Origin of the sequence: Planomonospora antibiotica (genome assembly GCF_014647955.1) — a bacterium.
Classification (GTDB): Bacteria; Actinomycetota; Actinomycetes; order Streptosporangiales; family Streptosporangiaceae; genus Planomonospora; species Planomonospora parontospora.
The window spans coordinates 42201-60395 of sequence record NZ_BMQE01000044.1; the positions used below are offsets into that span (position 1 = coordinate 42201).

Annotated in this window: 17 protein-coding genes; 5 read left to right on the forward strand and 12 right to left on the reverse strand. The window is 72.7% G+C overall.

Going from position 1 to position 18195, the window contains the following annotated elements; genetic code table 11:
- The 4 genes from IEZ06_RS28640 to IEZ06_RS28655 all read right to left on the reverse strand — a co-directional run bounded on the left by IEZ06_RS28640 (position 1) and on the right by IEZ06_RS28655 (position 3949).
- Entirely contained in the window at positions 1 to 1065 is a 1065-nt protein-coding gene (locus tag IEZ06_RS28640; RefSeq protein ID WP_229798827.1) for an LLM class F420-dependent oxidoreductase, read from the reverse strand.
- 199 nt (positions 1066 to 1264) lie between these two features.
- Positions 1265 to 1747, reverse strand: a complete 483-nt coding sequence (locus IEZ06_RS28645) for a hypothetical protein (protein WP_189239794.1) — start codon at positions 1745 to 1747, stop codon at positions 1265 to 1267.
- On the reverse strand, positions 1744 to 3252 hold the full coding sequence (locus IEZ06_RS28650) for an ATP-binding protein (protein WP_189239795.1): 1509 nt from the start codon (positions 3250 to 3252) through the stop codon (positions 1744 to 1746). The genes IEZ06_RS28645 and IEZ06_RS28650 overlap by 4 nt, the downstream gene beginning before the upstream one ends.
- A 7-nt stretch (positions 3253 to 3259) precedes the next feature.
- Complete coding sequence (locus IEZ06_RS28655) at positions 3260 to 3949, reverse strand: response regulator (protein ID WP_203872204.1); 690 nt, start codon at positions 3947 to 3949, stop codon at positions 3260 to 3262.
- Between the two features lie 423 nt (positions 3950 to 4372).
- Between IEZ06_RS28655 and IEZ06_RS28660 the strand changes: the two genes are divergently transcribed.
- Positions 4373 to 4873, forward strand: coding sequence for an SRPBCC family protein (locus IEZ06_RS28660; RefSeq protein WP_189239796.1), 501 nt, complete (start codon positions 4373 to 4375; stop codon positions 4871 to 4873).
- 149 nt (positions 4874 to 5022) lie between these two features.
- On the opposite strand, the gene IEZ06_RS28665 is transcribed toward IEZ06_RS28660, so the two are convergent.
- The gene (locus IEZ06_RS28665; RefSeq protein ID WP_189239797.1) at positions 5023 to 5478 is read right to left on the reverse strand and encodes a nitroreductase family deazaflavin-dependent oxidoreductase; all 456 of its coding nucleotides are present in this window, start codon (positions 5476 to 5478) and stop codon (positions 5023 to 5025) included.
- A 644-nt stretch (positions 5479 to 6122) separates the two neighbouring features.
- On the opposite strand from IEZ06_RS28665, the gene IEZ06_RS28670 reads away from it, so the two are divergent.
- Both IEZ06_RS28670 and IEZ06_RS28675 read left to right on the forward strand, forming a co-directional pair.
- Positions 6123 to 6608 (forward strand): hypothetical protein, encoded by a 486-nt coding sequence (locus IEZ06_RS28670; protein ID WP_189239798.1) that lies wholly within the window; start codon positions 6123 to 6125, stop codon positions 6606 to 6608.
- 11 nt (positions 6609 to 6619) lie between these two features.
- The gene (locus tag IEZ06_RS28675; RefSeq protein ID WP_189239799.1) at positions 6620 to 6910 is read left to right on the forward strand and encodes a hypothetical protein; all 291 of its coding nucleotides are present in this window, start codon (positions 6620 to 6622) and stop codon (positions 6908 to 6910) included.
- A 75-nt stretch (positions 6911 to 6985) separates the two neighbouring features.
- On the opposite strand, the gene IEZ06_RS28680 is transcribed toward IEZ06_RS28675, so the two are convergent.
- Positions 6986 to 7393 (reverse strand): TetR family transcriptional regulator C-terminal domain-containing protein, encoded by a 408-nt coding sequence (locus tag IEZ06_RS28680; RefSeq protein ID WP_189239800.1) that lies wholly within the window; start codon positions 7391 to 7393, stop codon positions 6986 to 6988.
- A gap of 132 nt (positions 7394 to 7525) precedes the next feature.
- Here IEZ06_RS28680 and IEZ06_RS28685 point away from each other — a divergent pair, with 132 nt between their 5' ends.
- A complete protein-coding gene (locus IEZ06_RS28685) occupies positions 7526 to 7840 on the forward strand; it encodes a hypothetical protein (protein WP_189239801.1) in 315 nt (104 codons plus the stop codon).
- Between the two features lie 562 nt (positions 7841 to 8402).
- On the opposite strand, the gene IEZ06_RS28690 is transcribed toward IEZ06_RS28685, so the two are convergent.
- The 5 genes from IEZ06_RS28690 to nhaA all read right to left on the reverse strand — a co-directional run bounded on the left by IEZ06_RS28690 (position 8403) and on the right by nhaA (position 14898).
- Positions 8403 to 9455 (reverse strand): hypothetical protein, encoded by a 1053-nt coding sequence (locus IEZ06_RS28690; RefSeq protein ID WP_189239802.1) that lies wholly within the window; start codon positions 9453 to 9455, stop codon positions 8403 to 8405.
- A gap of 141 nt (positions 9456 to 9596) precedes the next feature.
- On the reverse strand, positions 9597 to 10670 hold the full coding sequence (locus IEZ06_RS28695; protein WP_189239803.1) for an endonuclease/exonuclease/phosphatase family protein: 1074 nt from the start codon (positions 10668 to 10670) through the stop codon (positions 9597 to 9599).
- A 253-nt stretch (positions 10671 to 10923) separates the two neighbouring features.
- On the reverse strand, positions 10924 to 12120 hold the full coding sequence (locus tag IEZ06_RS28700) for a coiled-coil domain-containing protein (protein WP_189239804.1): 1197 nt from the start codon (positions 12118 to 12120) through the stop codon (positions 10924 to 10926).
- Positions 12121 to 12779: 659 nt separating this feature from the next.
- The gene (locus tag IEZ06_RS28705; RefSeq protein ID WP_189239805.1) at positions 12780 to 13364 is read right to left on the reverse strand and encodes a dihydrofolate reductase family protein; all 585 of its coding nucleotides are present in this window, start codon (positions 13362 to 13364) and stop codon (positions 12780 to 12782) included.
- Positions 13365 to 13575: 211 nt separating this feature from the next.
- Positions 13576 to 14898, reverse strand: coding sequence for a Na+/H+ antiporter NhaA (gene nhaA, locus IEZ06_RS28710; RefSeq protein ID WP_189239806.1), 1323 nt, complete (start codon positions 14896 to 14898; stop codon positions 13576 to 13578).
- A gap of 305 nt (positions 14899 to 15203) precedes the next feature.
- On the opposite strand from nhaA, the gene IEZ06_RS28715 reads away from it, so the two are divergent.
- Entirely contained in the window at positions 15204 to 16457 is a 1254-nt protein-coding gene (locus IEZ06_RS28715; protein WP_189239807.1) for an MFS transporter, read from the forward strand.
- A 124-nt stretch (positions 16458 to 16581) separates the two neighbouring features.
- On the opposite strand, the gene IEZ06_RS28720 is transcribed toward IEZ06_RS28715, so the two are convergent.
- Entirely contained in the window at positions 16582 to 16902 is a 321-nt protein-coding gene (locus IEZ06_RS28720) for a hypothetical protein (protein ID WP_189239808.1), read from the reverse strand.
- Positions 16903 to 18195: the final 1293 nt, after the last annotated feature.

Consider the following 18195-nt stretch of genomic DNA (forward strand, 5'->3'; position numbering starts at 1 on the left):
TCAGGAGTTCAGCTCGGCCAGCCAGCCGAGCTGCTCCATGCGGTCGTCCAGGGTCGGCGCGTTCAACCCGACGACGAGGGTCGTCGCCCCCGCCTCGCGGTAGGCCTCCAGCCGCCCGCGCACCCGCTCCGGGGTGCCGCACAGCGCCAGCGCGTCCACCAGGTCGTCGGGCAGCTCCTCCATCGCCTCGCCCATCCCGCCGTCGAGGTAGGCGTCCTGCACCCGGGCGGCCGCGGCGGCGAAGCCCAGGCGCTGGGCCAGCCGGTTGTAGAAGTTGACCTCCCTGCTGCCCATGCCGCCCAGATAGAGCGCGAGCATCGGGCGCACCACGTCGCGGGCGTAGTCGGCGTCGTCGTCCACCATCGCCATCACCATGGGGGAGACGGCGATCTCCGCCGGGTCGCGCCCGGCCAGGGCCGCCCCCGAGCGCAGCCGGCCGAGGGACTCGGCCACGTGCTCGGGCGGGAAGTGGATCGGCAGCCATCCGTCGGCGATCTCGCCGGCGAGGGCGATCGCCTTGGGACCCATGGCCGCCAGATGGATCGGCAGCGGCCGCCGTACCGGCCCGATGGCCATGCTCAGCTCCTTGCCGCGGCTGTCGGGCAGGGGCAGCCGGAGGACGGGGCCCGCGTGGCGCACGGGCTCGCCGGCCAGCGCGGTCCGCACCACCTGGACGTAGTCGCGCAGGTGGGCCAGCGGACGCTCGTAGCGCCGCCCGTGCCAGCCCTCCGTCACCTGCGGGCCGGAGGTGCCCAGGCCCAGCCGGAACCGGCCGCCGGACAGCCGGTCGATCGTCGCCGCGGCCATGGCGGTGGCGACGGCGGTGCGGCCGGAGATCTGGATGATCCCGCTGCCGAGCTCCACGCGTTCGGTGCCCGCCGCCAGCCAGGCCAGCGTCGTCGCGGGGTCGGCGCCGTACCCCTCGGAGGCCCAGACGGAGTCGTACCCCAGCCGCTCGGCCTCCCCGACGAGCTTGAGGTGCTCATCGGGGGTGGACGCGACAGGCCCCAGGGTGCCGATGCTGAATCCCAGACGCACGAACGCCTCCTCGCTTCTCGCGATCACCGGTTCCTCATGTCCGTGATCGCATCATCTCCGGAGACGGCCCCCACGCACAGGGCATCTGTGGAGAAACAAGGCATATCGTGAGATCAAATAGTATTTGATCTACATTGTAAAGGCGCCGGTCCGGTTCGAAAATCCCCGCCCCGAAAAAAACAGGCAACGGCAGGCCACTGCGGAAACGGATGCGGACGGCGGACCGCTACCGCCACCGCGGGCAGTCCCGGGGGTCGGCCCTGCGCCCGGTACCGACGACGGTGATCCGGGCAGGGCCCTCCGGCGCGGTGGCGGCGGCCGTGCACACGATCTGCCCGACGGCCAGTGCGGACAGTTCACCGGCCGGGGCGGACGGGGTCACCACCACATGGCCGGGCCGCTCGACGGTCACCGAGAACGGGCCGGCTTCGGGCGGGACGTCGGTGGTGAGCCCGCGTGCCCGCTCCCCGGCGGCGGGCCCGGCCGCCAGCAGCGCGAGCGTGTCCGCCCGGGACAGCGGGCCACCGGGCCGCGTCACGGCGTCGAGCCGGCCGTTCCTCACCAGGTAGAGGGTGATCGTGGCCGGTGCGACGGGTCCGCTCGGCGGGTCGCCGGCGGGGATGACGTCGCTGGGCCGCACGCCGCAACCGGCCACCGCGAGCGCTACGAGGCCCGCGGCGAGCACGCGGCGGGGGAGCGCGGTCCTCACTCGGGGCCCCCGTCCGGATCGGGTGCCCGGCGCGGCAGGCGCAGCGTGAACACGGCGCCGCCGTCCGGGGCGTCGGCGGCGGTGAGGTCGCCTCGGTGCAGGCGCGCGTTCTCCCGTGCGATGGACAGGCCGAGGCCGCTGCCCTCGGACCTGGCCCTGGCCGTGCCGGCCTTGTAGAACCGGTCGAACACGTGCGGCAGCACCGCTTCGTCGAGGCCCGGCCCGTGGTCGCGGACCTCCAGAGTGATCCGGTGCGGGTCGGCGGAGAGCCGTACCGACACCGGCGGCTCGCCGTGCCGCAGGGCGTTGCCGACCAGGTTCGCGAGGATGACGTCCACCCGCCGCGGGTCCAGCAGTGCCGTCACCCCGGGTGGGAGCTCGGTGCGCACCGCCTCCGACCAGCCGCGGGCGCGCAGGGTGGCGCGCACCAGCTCGGCCACGTCGACCTCGTTCAGCGCGAGGGCCGCGACGCCGGAGTCGAACCTGCTGATCTCGATGAGGTCGTTCACCAGAGCGGTGAGGTTGAGCGTCTCCTGGCTGACCAGCCTGGCGGCCCTGCCGGAGGGCTCGGGCAGCCGGGCCGCCTCCTCGTCGAGGACGTCGGCGACCGCGGCGAGCGCGGCCAGCGGGGTGCGCAGCTCGTGGGAGACGTCGGCCACGAACCGGCGGGCGTCGGCCTCCATCTGGCGCAGCTGCTCGACGTGCCGTTGCAGCTCCGCGGCGGTGGTGTTGAACGTGCGTGCCACGCCGGCCAGCTCGTCGGAGCCGCGGACCGCGATCCTGGTGTGCAGCTCGCCCTCGCCCAGCAGGCGTGCCGCCCGGCCGAGCTCGCGCACCGGGCGCAGCACGCCGCGGGTGGCCAGCCACGCCAGGAGGAGCGCGAAGGCCAGGGCCGCCCCGCCGGTGAGCCAGGCGCGTACGGCGAGCTCGTCGATGCTGCGCTGTTCGGGAAGCAGGCTGCGCGCGGCGTAGACCTCGATGCCGGACGGCCGCGCCGTCCGGTCCCGCTCGGTGATCAGCAACGGCGTGCCGATGATCAGGAAGGGGGCGTCCCGCCGCACCACGCGCTGCCACGCGACGCCGCCGCCTGCCACCGTCCGCCGCAGCTCCGGTGGGATCACCCCGAGATCCAGGACCGGTGGATCCCCGCCCGGCCTCCGGTGCTCCGGCGGCGGACCGGGGGCCGGGGCGCCGGGGCGCTCCGGGGGCGGGCCGACCGGCGAGTGCTCACCGCGGTAGAAGGCGACCGCGAAGACGTTCCCGTCGCTCACGGCGTCGGCGATGTCGCCCAGCTCGGCCCGGTCCGGCGCCGGGTTCCGCAGCGGGTAGAGCGCCTCCAGGCGGCTCGTCATCGCCTGCACCGCGGCGTCCTGGGTCCGCTGCAGGATGGCGTTGCGCGCCTGGACGTAGATCCCGCCGGCCACCGCCGCCGTGGTGACCACGCACAGCAGCGCGAACGCGGACGACAGCCGGGCGCGCAGCCCCAGGCTCGGCCAAGGTGCCACCGGCGGCTCACACCGGCCCGAACCGGTAGCCGAACCCGCGCACCGTCTGGATGTAGACGGGCGCGGCCGAGTCGTCCTCGATCTTCGCACGCAGCCGCTGCACGCACGCGTCCACGAGGCGCGAGTCGCCGAAGTAGCCGTGCTCCCACACCGACTCCAGCAGCTGCTGGCGGCTGTGCACCCGGCCCGGCGTGCCGGAGAGCTCGAGCAGCAGGCGTAGTTCGGTGGGGGCGAGGCTGACCGGCACGCCGCGGCTGGCGACCACCAGCCCGGCCCGGTCGATGGTCAGGTCCCCGTGCCGCTCCAGTTCCGCCTGGTCCCGGCCGATCCGCCGGAGGACCGCGCGGATGCGCGCCTCGAGCACCCGGGGCTGCACCGGCTTGACCACGTAGTCGTCGGCGCCCGCCTCGAGTCCGGCCACCACGTCCATGTCGTCGCCGCGCGCGGTCAGCATGATGATCGGCACCTCACCGGCGGCCCGGATGCGGCGGCAGACCTCGAACCCGTCGATGCCGGGCAGCATGAGATCGAGCACGACGACGTCGGGGGGGTCCGTACGCAGCCGGTCCAGTCCCTGCTCGCCGTACTCCACCGCGCGCACCCGGTGCCCGTGCCGGGTCAGGGCCAGCTCGAGGCCCTCCCGCACGGCCGGGTCGTCTTCGATCAGCAGCACTCGCGACGCGCCCCCGGATTTCACAGCACACTCCGTAACTCGCCTGCCTGCCGACCTCGTCCACTGTCGTCCGGCCGTGTCCCCGTCCCGTCCGTGTCGTGTCATGGTCGTGTCACGGTCGCGGCCGTCGATGAACGGTGACATGCGGCTGACGGCGCGCGCACATCCGGCGCCAATCGTAATTCGTCATGAACGAACCACGCACCATCCCGCCTCGGCCTCGGGAGACGCAGCCGGGGTCCGGGCGGGGGTACGGCGTCGCCGGGCGCCTGGCCGGCTCCGGGGCGGGGGGAGACCGCGGGGCGAGGCGGAACGGCGGGGCGGGGCAGGTGATGGCGGGTCGCACGGGCAGCCGCGGGTCGCCACCGGGAAGCACGGCACCCGCGTTCCTCCGTGATCCGGCTGTGCCGTACGGTTCCACTGGAGATCGGCGGACGGGGGAGCGGTATGAGGAACGTCCAGCAGCGGTCGATCGACGCGCCGGCGGACAGGCTCGGTGCGTTGTTGGACGGGGTGTCAGCCGCCGGTGACCGCCTCTGGCCCACTCCGTCCTGGCCGCCGCTCGTCCTCGACGCAGGGCTGGCTCCCGGATCGCGCGGCGGTCACGGCCCCATCCGCTACAGCGTCGCCGAATACGAGCCCGGCCGCCGTCTGCGGTTCTCTTTCGACCCTGAGCTGGGCCTCGACGGCCACCACGAGCTCGTCGTCACCGCGGAGGGACCGGATCGTTCCCGCCTCACGCACACGATCGTCGGCACCACCCGAGGGCGCATGAGGTTCCTGTGGCCGCTGCTGATCCGCTGGTTGCACGAGGCGCTGATGCAGGATCTCTTCGACAACGCCGAGCGTGCCGCGACCGGTCGGCTCGGCCGCCGTCCCGCGCGCTGGTCGGTGTGGGTGCGCCTGCTGCGGCGGGTCCGGAGCGCCCGCCGCCGGGATCGGGAGTAGAGCGTCACCAGTGCGGCGGGGAGGGCAGGGCTTCCACCGCTGCGGCGCGTGGGTGTCGGGCAGGACGACGACGTTCGCGATGTCGTCCTGCCCGCGGCGGTGCCGGTCTCGCTTTCCGCACCGCCGTACCACCGAGCCGCCGGGTGCGCTCAGGGGTGCCGGTCGGGGAGGCGTTCCAGGATCACCAGGGGGATGTCCCGGTCGGTCCGGGTCCGGTAGTCGTCGTAGCGGGGGAAGACCGACGCCATCAGCCGCCACAGCGGTGGTTTCTCCTCCGCGGTCGCGACGCGGGCACGGGCGGCGAACTTCTCCGGGCCGACCTGCAGGAAGACGTCGGGGTGGGCGACCAGGTTGAGGTACCACGCGGGGTGCCGGGGTGCTCCGCCGTTCGACGCCACGAGGAGGTGGCGGTCGCCGTCCCTCCCATAGATCAGTGCGGTACGGCGGAGCGTCCCCGTCCTGCGGCCGCGGGTGGTGAGCAGCAGCGTCGGCAGGCCTTGGTAGAGATGGCCCTTCTCGCCGCCTGACTCGACGTAGGTGCGGATGTGGTGGGCCACCCAGCCCGTCGGACTGTCGGTGACCTCTTCGTCGTCGTGCGGTGTCATCGGATCTCCTCCGCCGTCCGAGCCGGATCCGGGTGCATCGGCCGGATGCCTCGTGCCGTTCCCCTACGGAGGCCATCCTGCCAAGGATCTCGGGTCTCCGTAGGGGAACGGTGCCGACGCTCACCGCCTGGGCCTGTTCCCTCGATCACGAGGGCTTTGGGAGTCAGGTGCCACATAAAAAATCTACATTGTAAAGGAGGTTTTTGATTTCATAAACAACCACAGAAAGCCAAAAACCACGACAGCACCCCGAGAAGCGCCGCCGCCGACTGGCCGGCCTGGCGCGTTTCGCAGGCCGGCCAGTCGGCGGTAGGGATTCCTGGTGGCGTCGGATGCCATGGGGCGGCAATGAGGACATACCCCGTCCGTCGGCGATGACCTGCCGCGGAGGGTGCGGATGGTTGCGGCCTCATCAGATGATCATTCTGCGGGATGTCGGCCGGGGATATAGTCCAGGGTGATCGTCAGGCCTTTGTCGATCGGCGCCCCCGAGCCGATCGGGCTTGCCCGTGCAGGAGGGCGCGACCACGGTGGTTGATCGCAGCAGGGGACGTCCGGGCTGGCTGCACGTGGGCCCGTTGGAGTCCCGCCTGAGGCGCTGCTGGGATCCCGGTACCTTTCCTCCGGCGGAGGCCCTTCTCGCGGTGCTGACGCTGTCGGCGCTGCCCAAGGTGCTTGCGGCTCGGCTGGCGGTTCACCTGAGCGGCGGCATCGTCATCGGCCCGGGATCGGTGCCTGATCTGCCGGGTTTCGACGGGCTGCGTGGTGTTCCGTTGCCGGTTCAGGCCGGATCGTGGGAGCGCACCGCCGGGGTCTACGATCCGCTGCAGCGGCGGATCGGTATCGGCAGCGCCCCGTCGCCGTCGGTGTCGGTCTGCGGGCACGAACTGGGGCATGCGGTCGACGACATGGAGCACCGGCCTTCCCGGGCGGCGTGGTGGAGCCGGTTGCACGTCCGTAGGCGCGATCACCTGCCGCCGCCCTACCGCCAGGACGTGGGTGAGTTGTTCGCCGAGTGCTTCGCCTGCGTGCTGACCCGGCGGGCGGGTCGGCTGATCATGCTGATCGGTGACGAGCCTGAGGCCGAGGGTGTCTATCACTGGATGGTCGGCCGGTACGGGATCGGCTGAAAGGCGCCTTCGTGGTGTTCGCGGCGACCGTGCGATTATGCTGGAGCGGGATCGATGGCGGAAAGGACACGGCCATGCAGGTGATCATGTTGCCGGGTGGAGTGCTCCGCATCCCCGCAGTGATCACGCTGGACGACGGGGTCACGTGTGACGGCACCCGCGACATCACCAGTGACGACCCTGAATATTCGCTTTGGCTGCCGCTGGCGCGCAGCGAAGAGCAGCAGCTTCACGCTGAGGCCGCCGAACGGGCCGCCGACCGGGAGATCCTCGCCCGGTGGCGCACCCGCCAGAGCGCCTGACCGTCTTCGGAGGGCAGCGCCACCGGCTTCCCCTCTCAGCAGGTTCCCGGACGGGGTTTCGGACCACGAGAATCCTTAATCCTTATGCCCGGAAGGTCGCTGCACTTCGGTCAGCAGACGCAGCTCTTCGTGGACGACCGCCCGGATGTCTTGCGGGGTGAAGTTGCGCGGGTAGGTCGCCGTCTGCAGCGTCAGGCCGTCCATGAACACGTGGAGCCGCGCGGCCTGTCGTTCCAGGTCGGCGTCGGCGAGCTCCTGCCCGATCTCGGGTGACGGCATGTCGTGGCAGGAGGCGACCGCGAGGCGGCAGATGTGGCGTTCGCCCGCCCAGGCGGTGCTGTGCAGCTCCGCGAGGGAGCTGAGCTTGGGTGTGCTGATCGCCGGCCTGGCCGTGATCTCCGGATCAGCGCTGTGGCGGCGCTGACCACCGTCGGCGAGATCCGCTACACGGCCGACCAGGTCGCCACCAGGCCCATGTGGCACATCTGGATCCCCGCCCTCGCCGGCCTGGTGCTCACCCGGTTGATGCCATCACCACCTCGAGCGGCCCTTGGGGGCGGTGCACCGGCAACGCGGGAGCTTCACCTGCAAGCAGGCGCCCTGCTGGTGTCAGGCGTGCTGTTCGCAGTAGCGCTGCGACTGGTGACAGACAGCGGCCATGACGCCGAGCCGGCGTACACCGTCTTGAAGCTCGTCCTGTTGCTGGCCGTACCGGCGCTGGTATTCCGGCTGTCACGCCACGGCGCCACTCGTCGAGAACCGGTGCGTGAGCGGACCGAGGTCTGGCACCGCTACGGGCCGGTGGTGCCGGTGGTGCCGGTGGCGGCCTGGCTCGTCCTCTACGCCGGACCGTTCGCCCGGCCGTTGTGGCCTATCCTCACTGTTCACGGCGCGATCAACGCCGCCCCCATCCTGCTGGACATGCTCTAGCGCCTGCCGCCTTTCGGCCGGTGGGACAGGCTGCGGCTGAACGTCGCCGTTGAACGCCGCCGTCCCGACGACCGTGCCGGATCGGTTCTCGTCGTTGACCTCGGAATGGTAGATGCTGTCGATCCGGCCGTAGTCGGCGTAACCGCCGTCCTTCCAGACGACGACGTGGTTGGTGACGCCGCTCGCCCGGGCGACGCCGGCGAAGCCACCGGCTCCGGCCGCACCCGCTTCCGGCGAGGCCGCCGAAGCCTCCATCGCCGGGGCGAGCACGGCCGCGACGAGCATGGCGCAGCCAGTGGTCTGTGTCGCATCGTGTTCCTGCTCGTCCGGCGGCGGATGGTCGCACCTCACCGCTTCGGCCGGTCGCGGCCCGGGGAGGGTGTGGCCGTACCGAGTGCGTGGGCCCTCGGGAGGAGGGTGCGGGCCTGCGGTTGTCCCCGTGCGGCTTCCGGGCTGAGGCTCGCCATGCTCACAGCCGGCCTTGCGGACGTGGACCCTTAGATCACCCCGCATCCCGCGTTGCGGAGCCGACCATCGTCCGTTCGCGCGCGTCCGCTCGGATTCACCGGCCGCAGCGCCAGACCGTCGGCTGGAACCTGGCGGTGGCCGGGTTGAACCGATGACCGCCGATCGTGCCGTCGTTGCCGACGACGCTCACGCCGCTGTCGGCGTTGTCGAGGACGGAGTCGAACGTCTGCAGCCGCCAGATGCCGGTGAAGTAGTCGTTGTTCCTGTCCGGGTCGAGGGCAGCGGCGATCAGTCCGTCCCGGTTGATGCCGGAGACGGAGGCGGTGCCGGGCAGGATGTGGACGCTTCCGTCCCGGTCCCACAGCACGCCGTCGGTCGAGGTCTTGCCCGTGGCGTCCGGGCGGGTGGTCTCGCCGATCACCCGCCCGTTGGAGATGGCGCGCACGGTGGTGCGCGTCGCCCCCGGGATCTCGGCCAGGTAGGTCGTCACGCCGCCGCGCCACAGCCCCACTGCGTAGGTCCCCTGGTTGGCGTTGAAGTTGAGCAGCATCGTGTCGTCGTCGTCGACGTCCGCGACGACGGCGTCCTTGGGAAGGTCGGGCATCACCTCGAACTCGGCGGGCCGGTCGGCGGGCCAGCGAACGTGGCGGGTCCGCCAGACGCCGTCGAAGGTGCCCCACATCCAGCCGAGGATGTCGCCGTTGTCCTTGATGGCGTACGGGGAGGAGACGTATACGGTCGCGGGCCTGGGCAGGGGCGCCTTCTTGCCGTTGCGGGTGCTCCAGGCGTGGCCGGCGGGCGGCGCGTAGCCGAGAGGACTGTAACCGATGATGGTCCCGGTGGAGTTCTGGTCCACCACGGAGTCATTGGGACCTCCCGTTCCGTAGTCGGTGGTCGTCCCGTCCTTCCACGACAGCACCCGGCGTTTGCCGTCGGCACCCCACGCCGTGCCGGAGTACCCGCCCTGGTGGTCCGTCGCCGAGACCCGGCCCGATGTGGTGCCTGAGGGCAGGGGCAGTGTGCTCGCCTGCCAGGCGCACCCCGCGGTGGCGGCCGCCGCCGGAGCGGCCGCTGCGGCGGGGGTGTGCAGGATGCCGGACAGCAGCACTGCGGAGAGCGCCGCCCCTGCTAGAACTCTGGATCTCACGGTGATCCTTCCCATGTCGTGACGGGCGCGGTTGCGCCCCTTGTCACTTTGGGCGCGTGCCGTCCTTTCCTCGACCCCGGAAACACCCCTGAGGTGCGTACTTCCGGATCCGGGGACGGATCCGCGGCCCTTGCGGGATGCTCACCAGCTGATTCTGGCCGCCACCGGCAGGTGGTCGCTGCCGGTGGCCGGCAGCGCCCACGAACCGGCCGGCTCCATGCCGCGGACCAGGATCTGGTCGAACCGCACCACCGGGAAGGAGGCGGGCCAGGTGAAGCCGAAGCCGTCTCCGGCCACGTCCTGAGCCGAGCGCAGCTGCGAGGTGAGACCGGCGAGCGCGCGGTCGTCCATGGTGCCGTTCAGGTCGCCGAGCAGCACCACCCGCTTGTTCTGCTCGGCGGCGACGGCCTTGCCGAGCGCCTGCACGCCTATGTTCCGCGAGGCCGTCCAGAAGCCCGCCCTGGGGTTCACCCGTACGGAGCCCAGGTGGGCCGCATACACCGTCAGCGGCCCGTGGTCCGTGGACACCGTGGCGCGCAGCGCCCGGTTGGAGGCCGCCTTCTGGTCGGCCGGTACGGTGTCCGCCAGCGGCCCGTGGTTCATGATGTCGATCGGCCGGATATCGGACAGCGGCAGCTTGCTCCACAGCCCGACCGTGCCCTGCACCGTGTGGTGGGGGTAGGTGCCGGCCAGTTCCTTCTCGTACACCCCCCTGGCCTGCCGGGTCAGCTCCTGCAGCGCCAGCAGGTCCGCTCCGGAGGCGCGCAGGGCGCGGGCGGTGCCGGCCGGGTCGGGGTTGCCGGCGCCGACGTTGTGGCCGGCCACGGTGAGGTCGCCGCCCGGGCGGGACCTGTCGCCGAGCATCCCGCCGAAGAGGTTCAGCCATGCCAGGGCCGGCAGCAGCAGTGCGGCCGCCGCCGAGGCGGAGCGGCGCCGCAGCGCACCGGCCAGCAGTACGGGTATCCCCAGACCGGACCACGGCAGGAAGGTCTCCACCAGGCTGCCGAGGTTCCCGATCCGGTTCGGGATCTTCGCGTGCAGCAGCATGGACAGGCCCAGGAGCAGTGCCGACACCGCGAGCGCCGGACCGCGTCTGCAGGGCTCCGGCAGGGAGCCGCGGCGGATCGCCCGGCGGATGCCCGCGCGCCGGGCGGCCGACCCGGTATCCCTGTGGCCGTCGCCCTGACCCGTCTCCACCGTGTCCGCCTGCGTCATCCCTCGTCCTCGCTCGCTGCCGCTCGCTGCCGGGCACCGCCGCGTCCGTCGGGTCCGTCGGGTCCGTCGGGTCCGTCGGGTCCGGGGCGGGACGGTGCGCGGCTCGTTCATGACCAAGGATGGGCGCCGAATGTGCGCGCGTTGTCCGCCGCATGTCACCGTTCGTCGACGGCGGCCACCGCCGGCGCCGGCGGTGGCCGCGCGGTGATGGCCGGCCGTTCGCACCGGTGGCGGGCCGGGTGTCGCCGGGCCGTCAGGGGGTGAGCTGCGGTCCGGCAGGGCCGCCGCCGCGCAGCTCCGCCGCGACGGCCCTCTCCCGCAGGCCGGCCGCCTCGGACCGCGCCGCCTGCAGCTGCTCCCTCAGGTCGGCGACCCTGGCCTGCTCCAGCAGCAGCCCGGTGCGCGCGTCGTCGCGCTCGGCCCGCATCGACTCCGCCTGTTCCCGTAGCCGTCCGGCCCGATCCTCGGCCTCGTCGACCTGGCCGGCGGCCCGGTGCTCGGCCTCGGCCACCCGTTCGGCCGCCGCGGCCTCCGCGGCGGCGGCGCGTTCCTGCGCCTGCACCTGCAGCGCCAGCGCCTCGGCTCTTCGGGTCTCGGCGCGCGCCCGTGCCCGGGACTGCTCTTCGGCGCGGGCCAGCGCCCGGTCCCGTTCGGCCGCCGCGGCCTCGGCCTGCACCGCCGCCGCGGCCGCGGAGCGCTCGGCCTCGATTGCGGCCCGGCGCGCCTGCTCGGCTTCGGCCCGCGCCTCGTCGCGCTCGGCCAGCGCCTCGGCCGTCCGCTCCCGGTCCTGTGCGGCCTGCGTCAGGGCTCGGTCCCGTTCGGCTCCGGCGGCTTCCACCCGTTCGGCCATCTCCCGTACCGCCGCGTCCCGGGCCGCCTCCGCCTGCTCGGCCCGGCGGCGCGCCTGGGCCTCGGCGTTCCTGGCCAGGCGCTCGGTGGCCGCGGCCTCACGGAGCGCGGCCAGTGCCTGCTCGCGGGCCGTCTCGGCGTCACGGAGCGCGGTGTCGCGCTCGGCGAGCGCCTCGGCCGTCCGCTCCGCCATGGTGTCGCGCTCGCGGCGGGCGTGCTCGGCCGCCTCCCGGGCCAGGCGTACCTGCTCGAAGGCCTGCTCCCGCTCGGTGCGGGCGATGGCGACCCTGGTGTGCGCCTCGGCCTGTACCGCGCTCACCCGGGCCTCCACCCCCGCGGGGCTCAGTTCCTCGGCCAGGACCTGGGCCAGGGGGGCGATCGCCGCGGCCATCCCCTTCTCCATGCGCTCGTAGAACTCCTCCGCGCGGGCCAGCGCGCCTTCCAGGCCCGGGGTGGCGCGGCGCAGTTCGCGCTCCCGCTTCGCGGCGGCCTGGCAGTCGCCCTGCGGGCAGTAGGCGCGGGGGCGTCCCCGTCCCGGGCGCTGCTCCACAGGCGTCCCGCAGTGCTTGCACGGCCGGGGCGTGGTCGTCTCCTGTGTCATGCGCCAAGCCTAGCATTTTCTGTTTTCTAGAAAACACAAATAAATAAATCTTGTTCGTTGTGCAGCAGGAGCTGTTCACCAACTACCGGGAATGAAGATTCCCGCAAGTTGACCGTAGGGACCCGATGAACACGTCCTCTGGATCGGCCCGACCCCTCCGGTCCGACGAACGGCCCGGTGTGAGCGCCCTACCCGGGCCGGATGCTCCCGGAGGACCCGCAGGAATCGGTGGTGGCGCGGGAGACGGTCGAGCCGGCGTTCATCGCCGCCGTGCAGCACCTGCCGCCGCGGCAGCGGGCGGTGTTCATCCTGCGAGACGTCCTCGGCCGGCCGGCGCCGAAGGCCGCCGATGAGCGCAACGACCTCAACGGGCTGACGGTCCTGCTACGCGACGAACCGCGGAATGAGCACCCCGACCAGCTGAACACCACCGCGGCAACGCGAGCACCACCGCCCCGCCGGCGTTGCCGGCGGGCAGCCCTGTTCCCGAAGAACATCGTCATGATCAACGATGCCGTCGTCCTCATCTCAGCGAGCCGGTCAACAGCTCACTCGGAAAGCAAGGAAGGGCCGGGAAGGTTCCTCATCGCCGAGGGCCACGGTGAGCACGCCAGGAAGGATTTCGACCCGGCCTCACGAGCCGAGCATTCGGCCCGTGCTCAGCGCCTCGTCTCGTACCTGGTCAGCACCACGCCGCCGGGAAACGTCCGGGTCTCCACCAGGGTCAGGTCCACCCAGTTGTCCAGGGCCGTGAAGAACGGCGTGCCGCCGCCCACCAGGACCGGATGGGTGACGATCGCGTACTCGTCGATCAGCCCGGCCCGCATGGCCGCCGCGGCGAGTGTGGCGCCGCCGATGTCCATGGGGCCGCCGTCGCCGGCCTTGAGCCTGGTGATCTCGGTGACCGCGTCGCCGGTGACCAGGCGGGTGTTCCAGTCGACCCTGTCGATCGTCGAGGAGAACACCGCCTTCGGCATGTCCCGCCAGCGGCCGGCGAACTCGATCACCGCCGGTGTGGCACCCGGCTGCTTGTCGGCGGTCGGCCAGTGGGAGCTCATCGCCTCCCACAGCTTGCGCCCGTACAGCGCCAGGCCCGTCGCGTCCACCCGGTCGGACCACCACTGGAACAGCTCGGCGCTCGGCGACGAGTCCGGTCCCTCCCCCCCACTCCAGCCGAGGTCGTCGCCGCTCGCGGCGATGTAGCCGTCCAGGGTCACGTTCATGCCGAAGATCAGTTTCCGCATCGTGCCAGCCTCTCGTGAGTCGATCTCCCACGTCCAGACGGGCGCGGCGCGGAAACCTGATCGGTGCGCGTGCCGCGTCCGCAGGTAGCCCCTCGCGCTCCGGGCCCGGCACGGCGCCCTCGGCGGGCTCGAGCACCACCGACCGCTCCTGCAGCGGCGGCGAGCAGGACCGGAACCGGATACGGTCCGGGCGCGGGGGCGCAGGGGCGGCTCAGCCGTCGGCGGTGCCGGCCCGATCGGTCTCGTAGACGTCGGGGATGCCGTCGTGGTCGAGGTCGGCGGTCTCGATCTCGTGGATGCGCCGGTAGACGCGGTTGCGCAGCCGCAGGATCACCGTCGCGATCAGCGCCGCGGCCAGCGAACCGGCCAGCACCGCCACCTTGACGTGCTCGGCGCCCTCGGCGCCGAAGGCCAGCTCGCCGATGAGCAGTGAGACGGTGAACCCGATCCCCGCCAGCACCGACAGCCCCGCCATGTCCACCCAGGCCAGGTCCTCGTCCAGGTCGGCCCGGGTGAAGCGGGCCACCAGCCAGGTCGCGGCCATGATCCCGATCGGCTTGCCCGCCACCAGGCCCACCACCACCCCCAGCACGACCGGGTCGCCGAAGGCACCCGTCAGGCCGTCCAGCCCGCCCAGGGCCACCCCGGCCGAGAAGAACGCGAACACCGGCACGGCCACCCCGGCCGAGACCGGGCGGAAGCGGTGCTCGAAGTGCTCGGCCAGGCCCGGCCCGTCCTGCGGGCCGCCGGACCGGCGGCTGCGCAGCACCGGCACGGCGAAGCCCAGCAGCACCCCGGCGACGGTGGCGTGCACGCCTGAGGCGTGCACCAGCGCCCACACGGCCGCGGCCAGCGGCAGCAGCAGCCACCACGAGCGCACCCCGCGCTGCACCAGCGCGGTGAAGACCGCCAGCAGGGCCAGCGCCGCGGCCAGCGGGACCGGCGCCAGGTGGTCGGTGTAGAACAGCGCGATGATGACGATGGCCACCAGGTCGTCGACCACCGCCAGGGTGAGCAGGAAGGTGCGCAGCGCGGTCGGCAGGAACCGGCCGATGACCGCGAGCACCGCCAGGGCGAAGGCGATGTCGGTGGCGGTGGGGATCGCCCACCCCTTGCCCGCGCCTTCCGCGCCCCGGGTGATGAGCAGGTACAGCAGCGCCGGGACGATCACCCCGCCGAGCGCGGCCGCGATCGGGACCGCGGCCCGCCGTACGTCGCGCAGGTCGCCGGCGACGAACTCGCGTTTGAGTTCCAGCCCGGCCACGAAGAAGAAGATCGCCAGCAGGCCGTCGCCGGCCCAGCCGGCCAGGGAGAGGTTCAGGTGCAGCGCCTCGGGCCCGACGCGCAGGTCGCGCAGCGTCTCGTAGGCGCCGGCCCACGGGGAGTTGGCCCAGATCATCGCCGCCACCGCGGCGGCCAGCAGCAGCGCCCCGCCGACGGTCTCCTTGCGCAGGATGTCGGCGATGCGGCGGGCCTCGCCCCAGGAGCCTCGGCCCAGCAGGACGGGTCGGCGCGGCGGGACGGGGTGCGTCATGGAGTGCTCCGGATTTCGGGTACGGGTCGGACGTTGCCGACCAGACTTCCCGGCGCACCGTGTGCCACTCTACCGATCGGCCGCCGGACGCCCGCCGGGCGGGTGCGCGGCCACCGCCCGGCGGTCCGCCCGCGACCGGCCGGGACACCCGCGGCGCCACCTGTGCGGGACACCCGGTGGCGCCGCATCCGCACCGGGGCCCGAGGTCCCGGGCGGAGAGGACCTTCGTCGGTACCGGCGGCAGGGGGCGGTCCGATGTCATGGAAGCCGTCGGCACGGCGACCCATGTGATGAGGAGCGATGCGATGACCACGGCGAAGACCGGCGGGCAGGACCCGGCCGCCTCCGGAGGGCGGGCTGCGGCGATGCTCGCCCTGGCGACCCTGGGGTTCGCGGTGAACTTCTGGGCCTGGGCGCTGCTGAGCCCGCTGGGGCCCCGGTTCAAGGACCTGCTGGGCCTGTCGGCCGCCCAGCAGGCGCTGCTGGTCGCGGTCCCGGTGGTGGTGGGCTCGCTGGGCCGCATCCCCGTCGGCGCCCTGACCGACCGGTTCGGCGGCCGGGTGATGTTCCCCCTGGTGTCGGCCGCCACCATCGTCCCGGTCCTGTTCATCGGCGTGGCCGGGCAGGGCTCGCTGCCGGCGCTGCTGGCCGGCGGCTTCTTCCTGGGCGTCGGCGGGACGGTGTTCGCGGTGGGCGTGCCCTTCGTCGGCGCCTGGTTCCCGCCGCACCGGCGGGGCCTGGCCCTGGGCGTCTTCGGGGCGGGCATGGGCGGCACCGCGATCAGCGCCCTGACCACCGTCACCCTGGTGAGGACCGGCGGTTCGGCCACCCCGTTCCTGCTCACCGCGGCGGCGCTGGCGCTCTACGCGGCCGTCTCCTGGACCTTCCTGCGCGACGCGCCGGGGCGGACCGCGCCGTCCCAGCCGCTCGCCGCGCGCCTGTCGGCCGCCGCGCGCCTGCCGATCACCTGGCAGGCCTGCGCGCTGTACGCGGTGGCCTTCGGCGGCTACGTCGCCTTCTCGGTGTACCTGCCGGCCTATCTGCAGACCGCCTACGGCCTGGAGCAGGCCGACGCCGCCGGCCGGATGGCCGGGTTCGTGCTGATGGCGGTCCTGATGCGCCCGGCGGGGGGCTGGGCCTCGGACCGGGTCGGGCCGCTGCCCGTCCTGGCCGGGGTTTTCGCGGTGACCTGCGCCGCGGCGGCCGTCGTGGCCTTCACCCCGCCGCTGGTGCCGGTGGGCACCGCGGCGTTCCTGATCATGGCGGCGGCTCTGGGCGCGGGCAGCGGCGCCACCTTCGCACTGGTCGCACAGGTCGCCCCGGCCGACAAGGTGGGGTCGGTCACCGGTCTGGTCGGCGCCGCCGGCGGGCTGGGCGGATTCGTCCCGCCGCTGGTGATGGGCTTCCTGTACGGCCGGTTCGGCTCCTACGCGCTGGGGCTGGTGCTGCTGGCCGTGGTCTCGGCGGTGACGCTGGCGCTGACCGTGACCGTGGTCCGCTCGGCGGCTCTGCGGCGCGCGGCGCCGGCCGTCTCCGGCGCGGGCGGCTCGGGGTCCTGAGAGCGGGGGAGGGGGGCTCGGCGATGGCGGCGGTGGCGGACGTCGTGGGTGCGACGGCCGGTGAGATCAGGGCCGGCGGCCGGACTCCGGTGGCCCCACCGTCGTCCGGCCGCCGCCCGGGACGCTAGTCGGCGGAGCCCTCGGCGGTGTCGTCCTCCGCCTCCTCCGCCTCGTCCCCGTCGTCCTCGCCGGTCGGCATCGAGGGCGCCGTGGGAGCCTGGGGCGCGGCCGGGGCCTGGGGTGCGACGGGCACCTGGGGCGTGACCAGCGTCGGATTCACCGGTGTCCCGGGGCCGGTGAAGCACTCGCAGGAGGTCGTCCAGCCGCCGAAACCTGGCAGCTCCGGGAGGTCGGGACCGGGCTGGGCCGAGGCCGGGGGCCCGGCCAGCAGCAGCCCGAGACCGGTGAACGCGGTGGCCGTAGCGAGCCGAAGATGATGGGACATGATGGGTTCCTCTCTCTTTCACGGTTTGCACCGTTAATCCCATTTGTCCTTCCTGTCACTTTCTTCCCGTTGTTGGCGTCGGCCAAAACGGTTCCCGCCGCCATGTCCGCCCAGTACTCCCGAAGACATCGCACAGTGCTAAGCGCCGAGCCCGTAGGACCTGCATCAAAGCCTGCGGTGACGGCCCCGCCGCCCTGAAGGAAGCACTGGCGGGGTGAGCGACGACGACTTCCTCCGCGGAGATGGAGCGCGACCTGATCGGCGAGCGCACCCTGGACGGCCTGGCCGCGGCCGCCGCCCAGGACCGCCGCGGTGGCCGGCCCCCGGCGATCGACGCCGACAAGCTCGCTGCCGCCCGTGCCCGCCGGCTTGCGGGGATACCGTCCCGGCGATCGCGAAGCAGAGGCCGAGGCAGTCGTTGCAACTCCTCACGGAAAGAACGGTCAGCGGACGCTGCATCGCCGATAGATGACGGATGCGGCCAACGTCCTCTGAGGCGGCGGGCGCACTTCCGCTGCGCGTGGGCCCCTCTTCCCGCCCATCCGATCTCGGCCCTGGGGCACAGCGGTACAGCGGTTAACGCTAAGCCGGTGATCATGGGATCGAGGTGGGTCGTGGGCGGGACTACCGCATCTCGGCGTTCAGGTCGGGCTGGGTCTGAAGCCGTTCGCGGAGGTCGATCCCTTCGGGGGTGAGCGGGTCCTCGGGCCTGCGGACGCGGACGGGCTCGGGCCGCGCGAGGGTGTGGTGCTTCGCGGCGGTCTTCCCCCCGCACTCTCACAGATGACATTTATGAGAATGACCGTGTGCGACGCACGGTCGGCAGCGGAGAGACCCTCCATCATTTCTCCGCGGTGATGAAGGTCAGCCGCGATGGCGGCTGTGAAAATCGCTGTCCGAGACGTACAGGTGCCGACCTGCCCCGAGTGGGGGCAGACCAAGTAAGCGGGAAAGGGGTCAACCGCAGGTCAGAGGCTACGGCGGGGGTCGGGGCGATGGCCAGGATCGCGCGGGCCTCCCGGCGGCTGACTCCGCCTTCCTGGGCGGCGAACAGCTCCAGGAAGGCTCGGCAAGGCCTGCCATCCGATGAGCCGTCCGTGACCCCAGCGACCCGTGCAGGCCCCGGTCTTGTTCGGAGCTGGCCGCTCACCAACGTGTGAAATGGGTTCGTCCTGCACGGGCGGGCTCAAGCCACGGTCTATCAGGTCGGGCACGTCCCCGTCCGGTCGAGTCGGTACCTGTCAAACCGGTTGGAACATCAGGCTACGTGCGGTGTTTGTGCTGAGGCCTCGG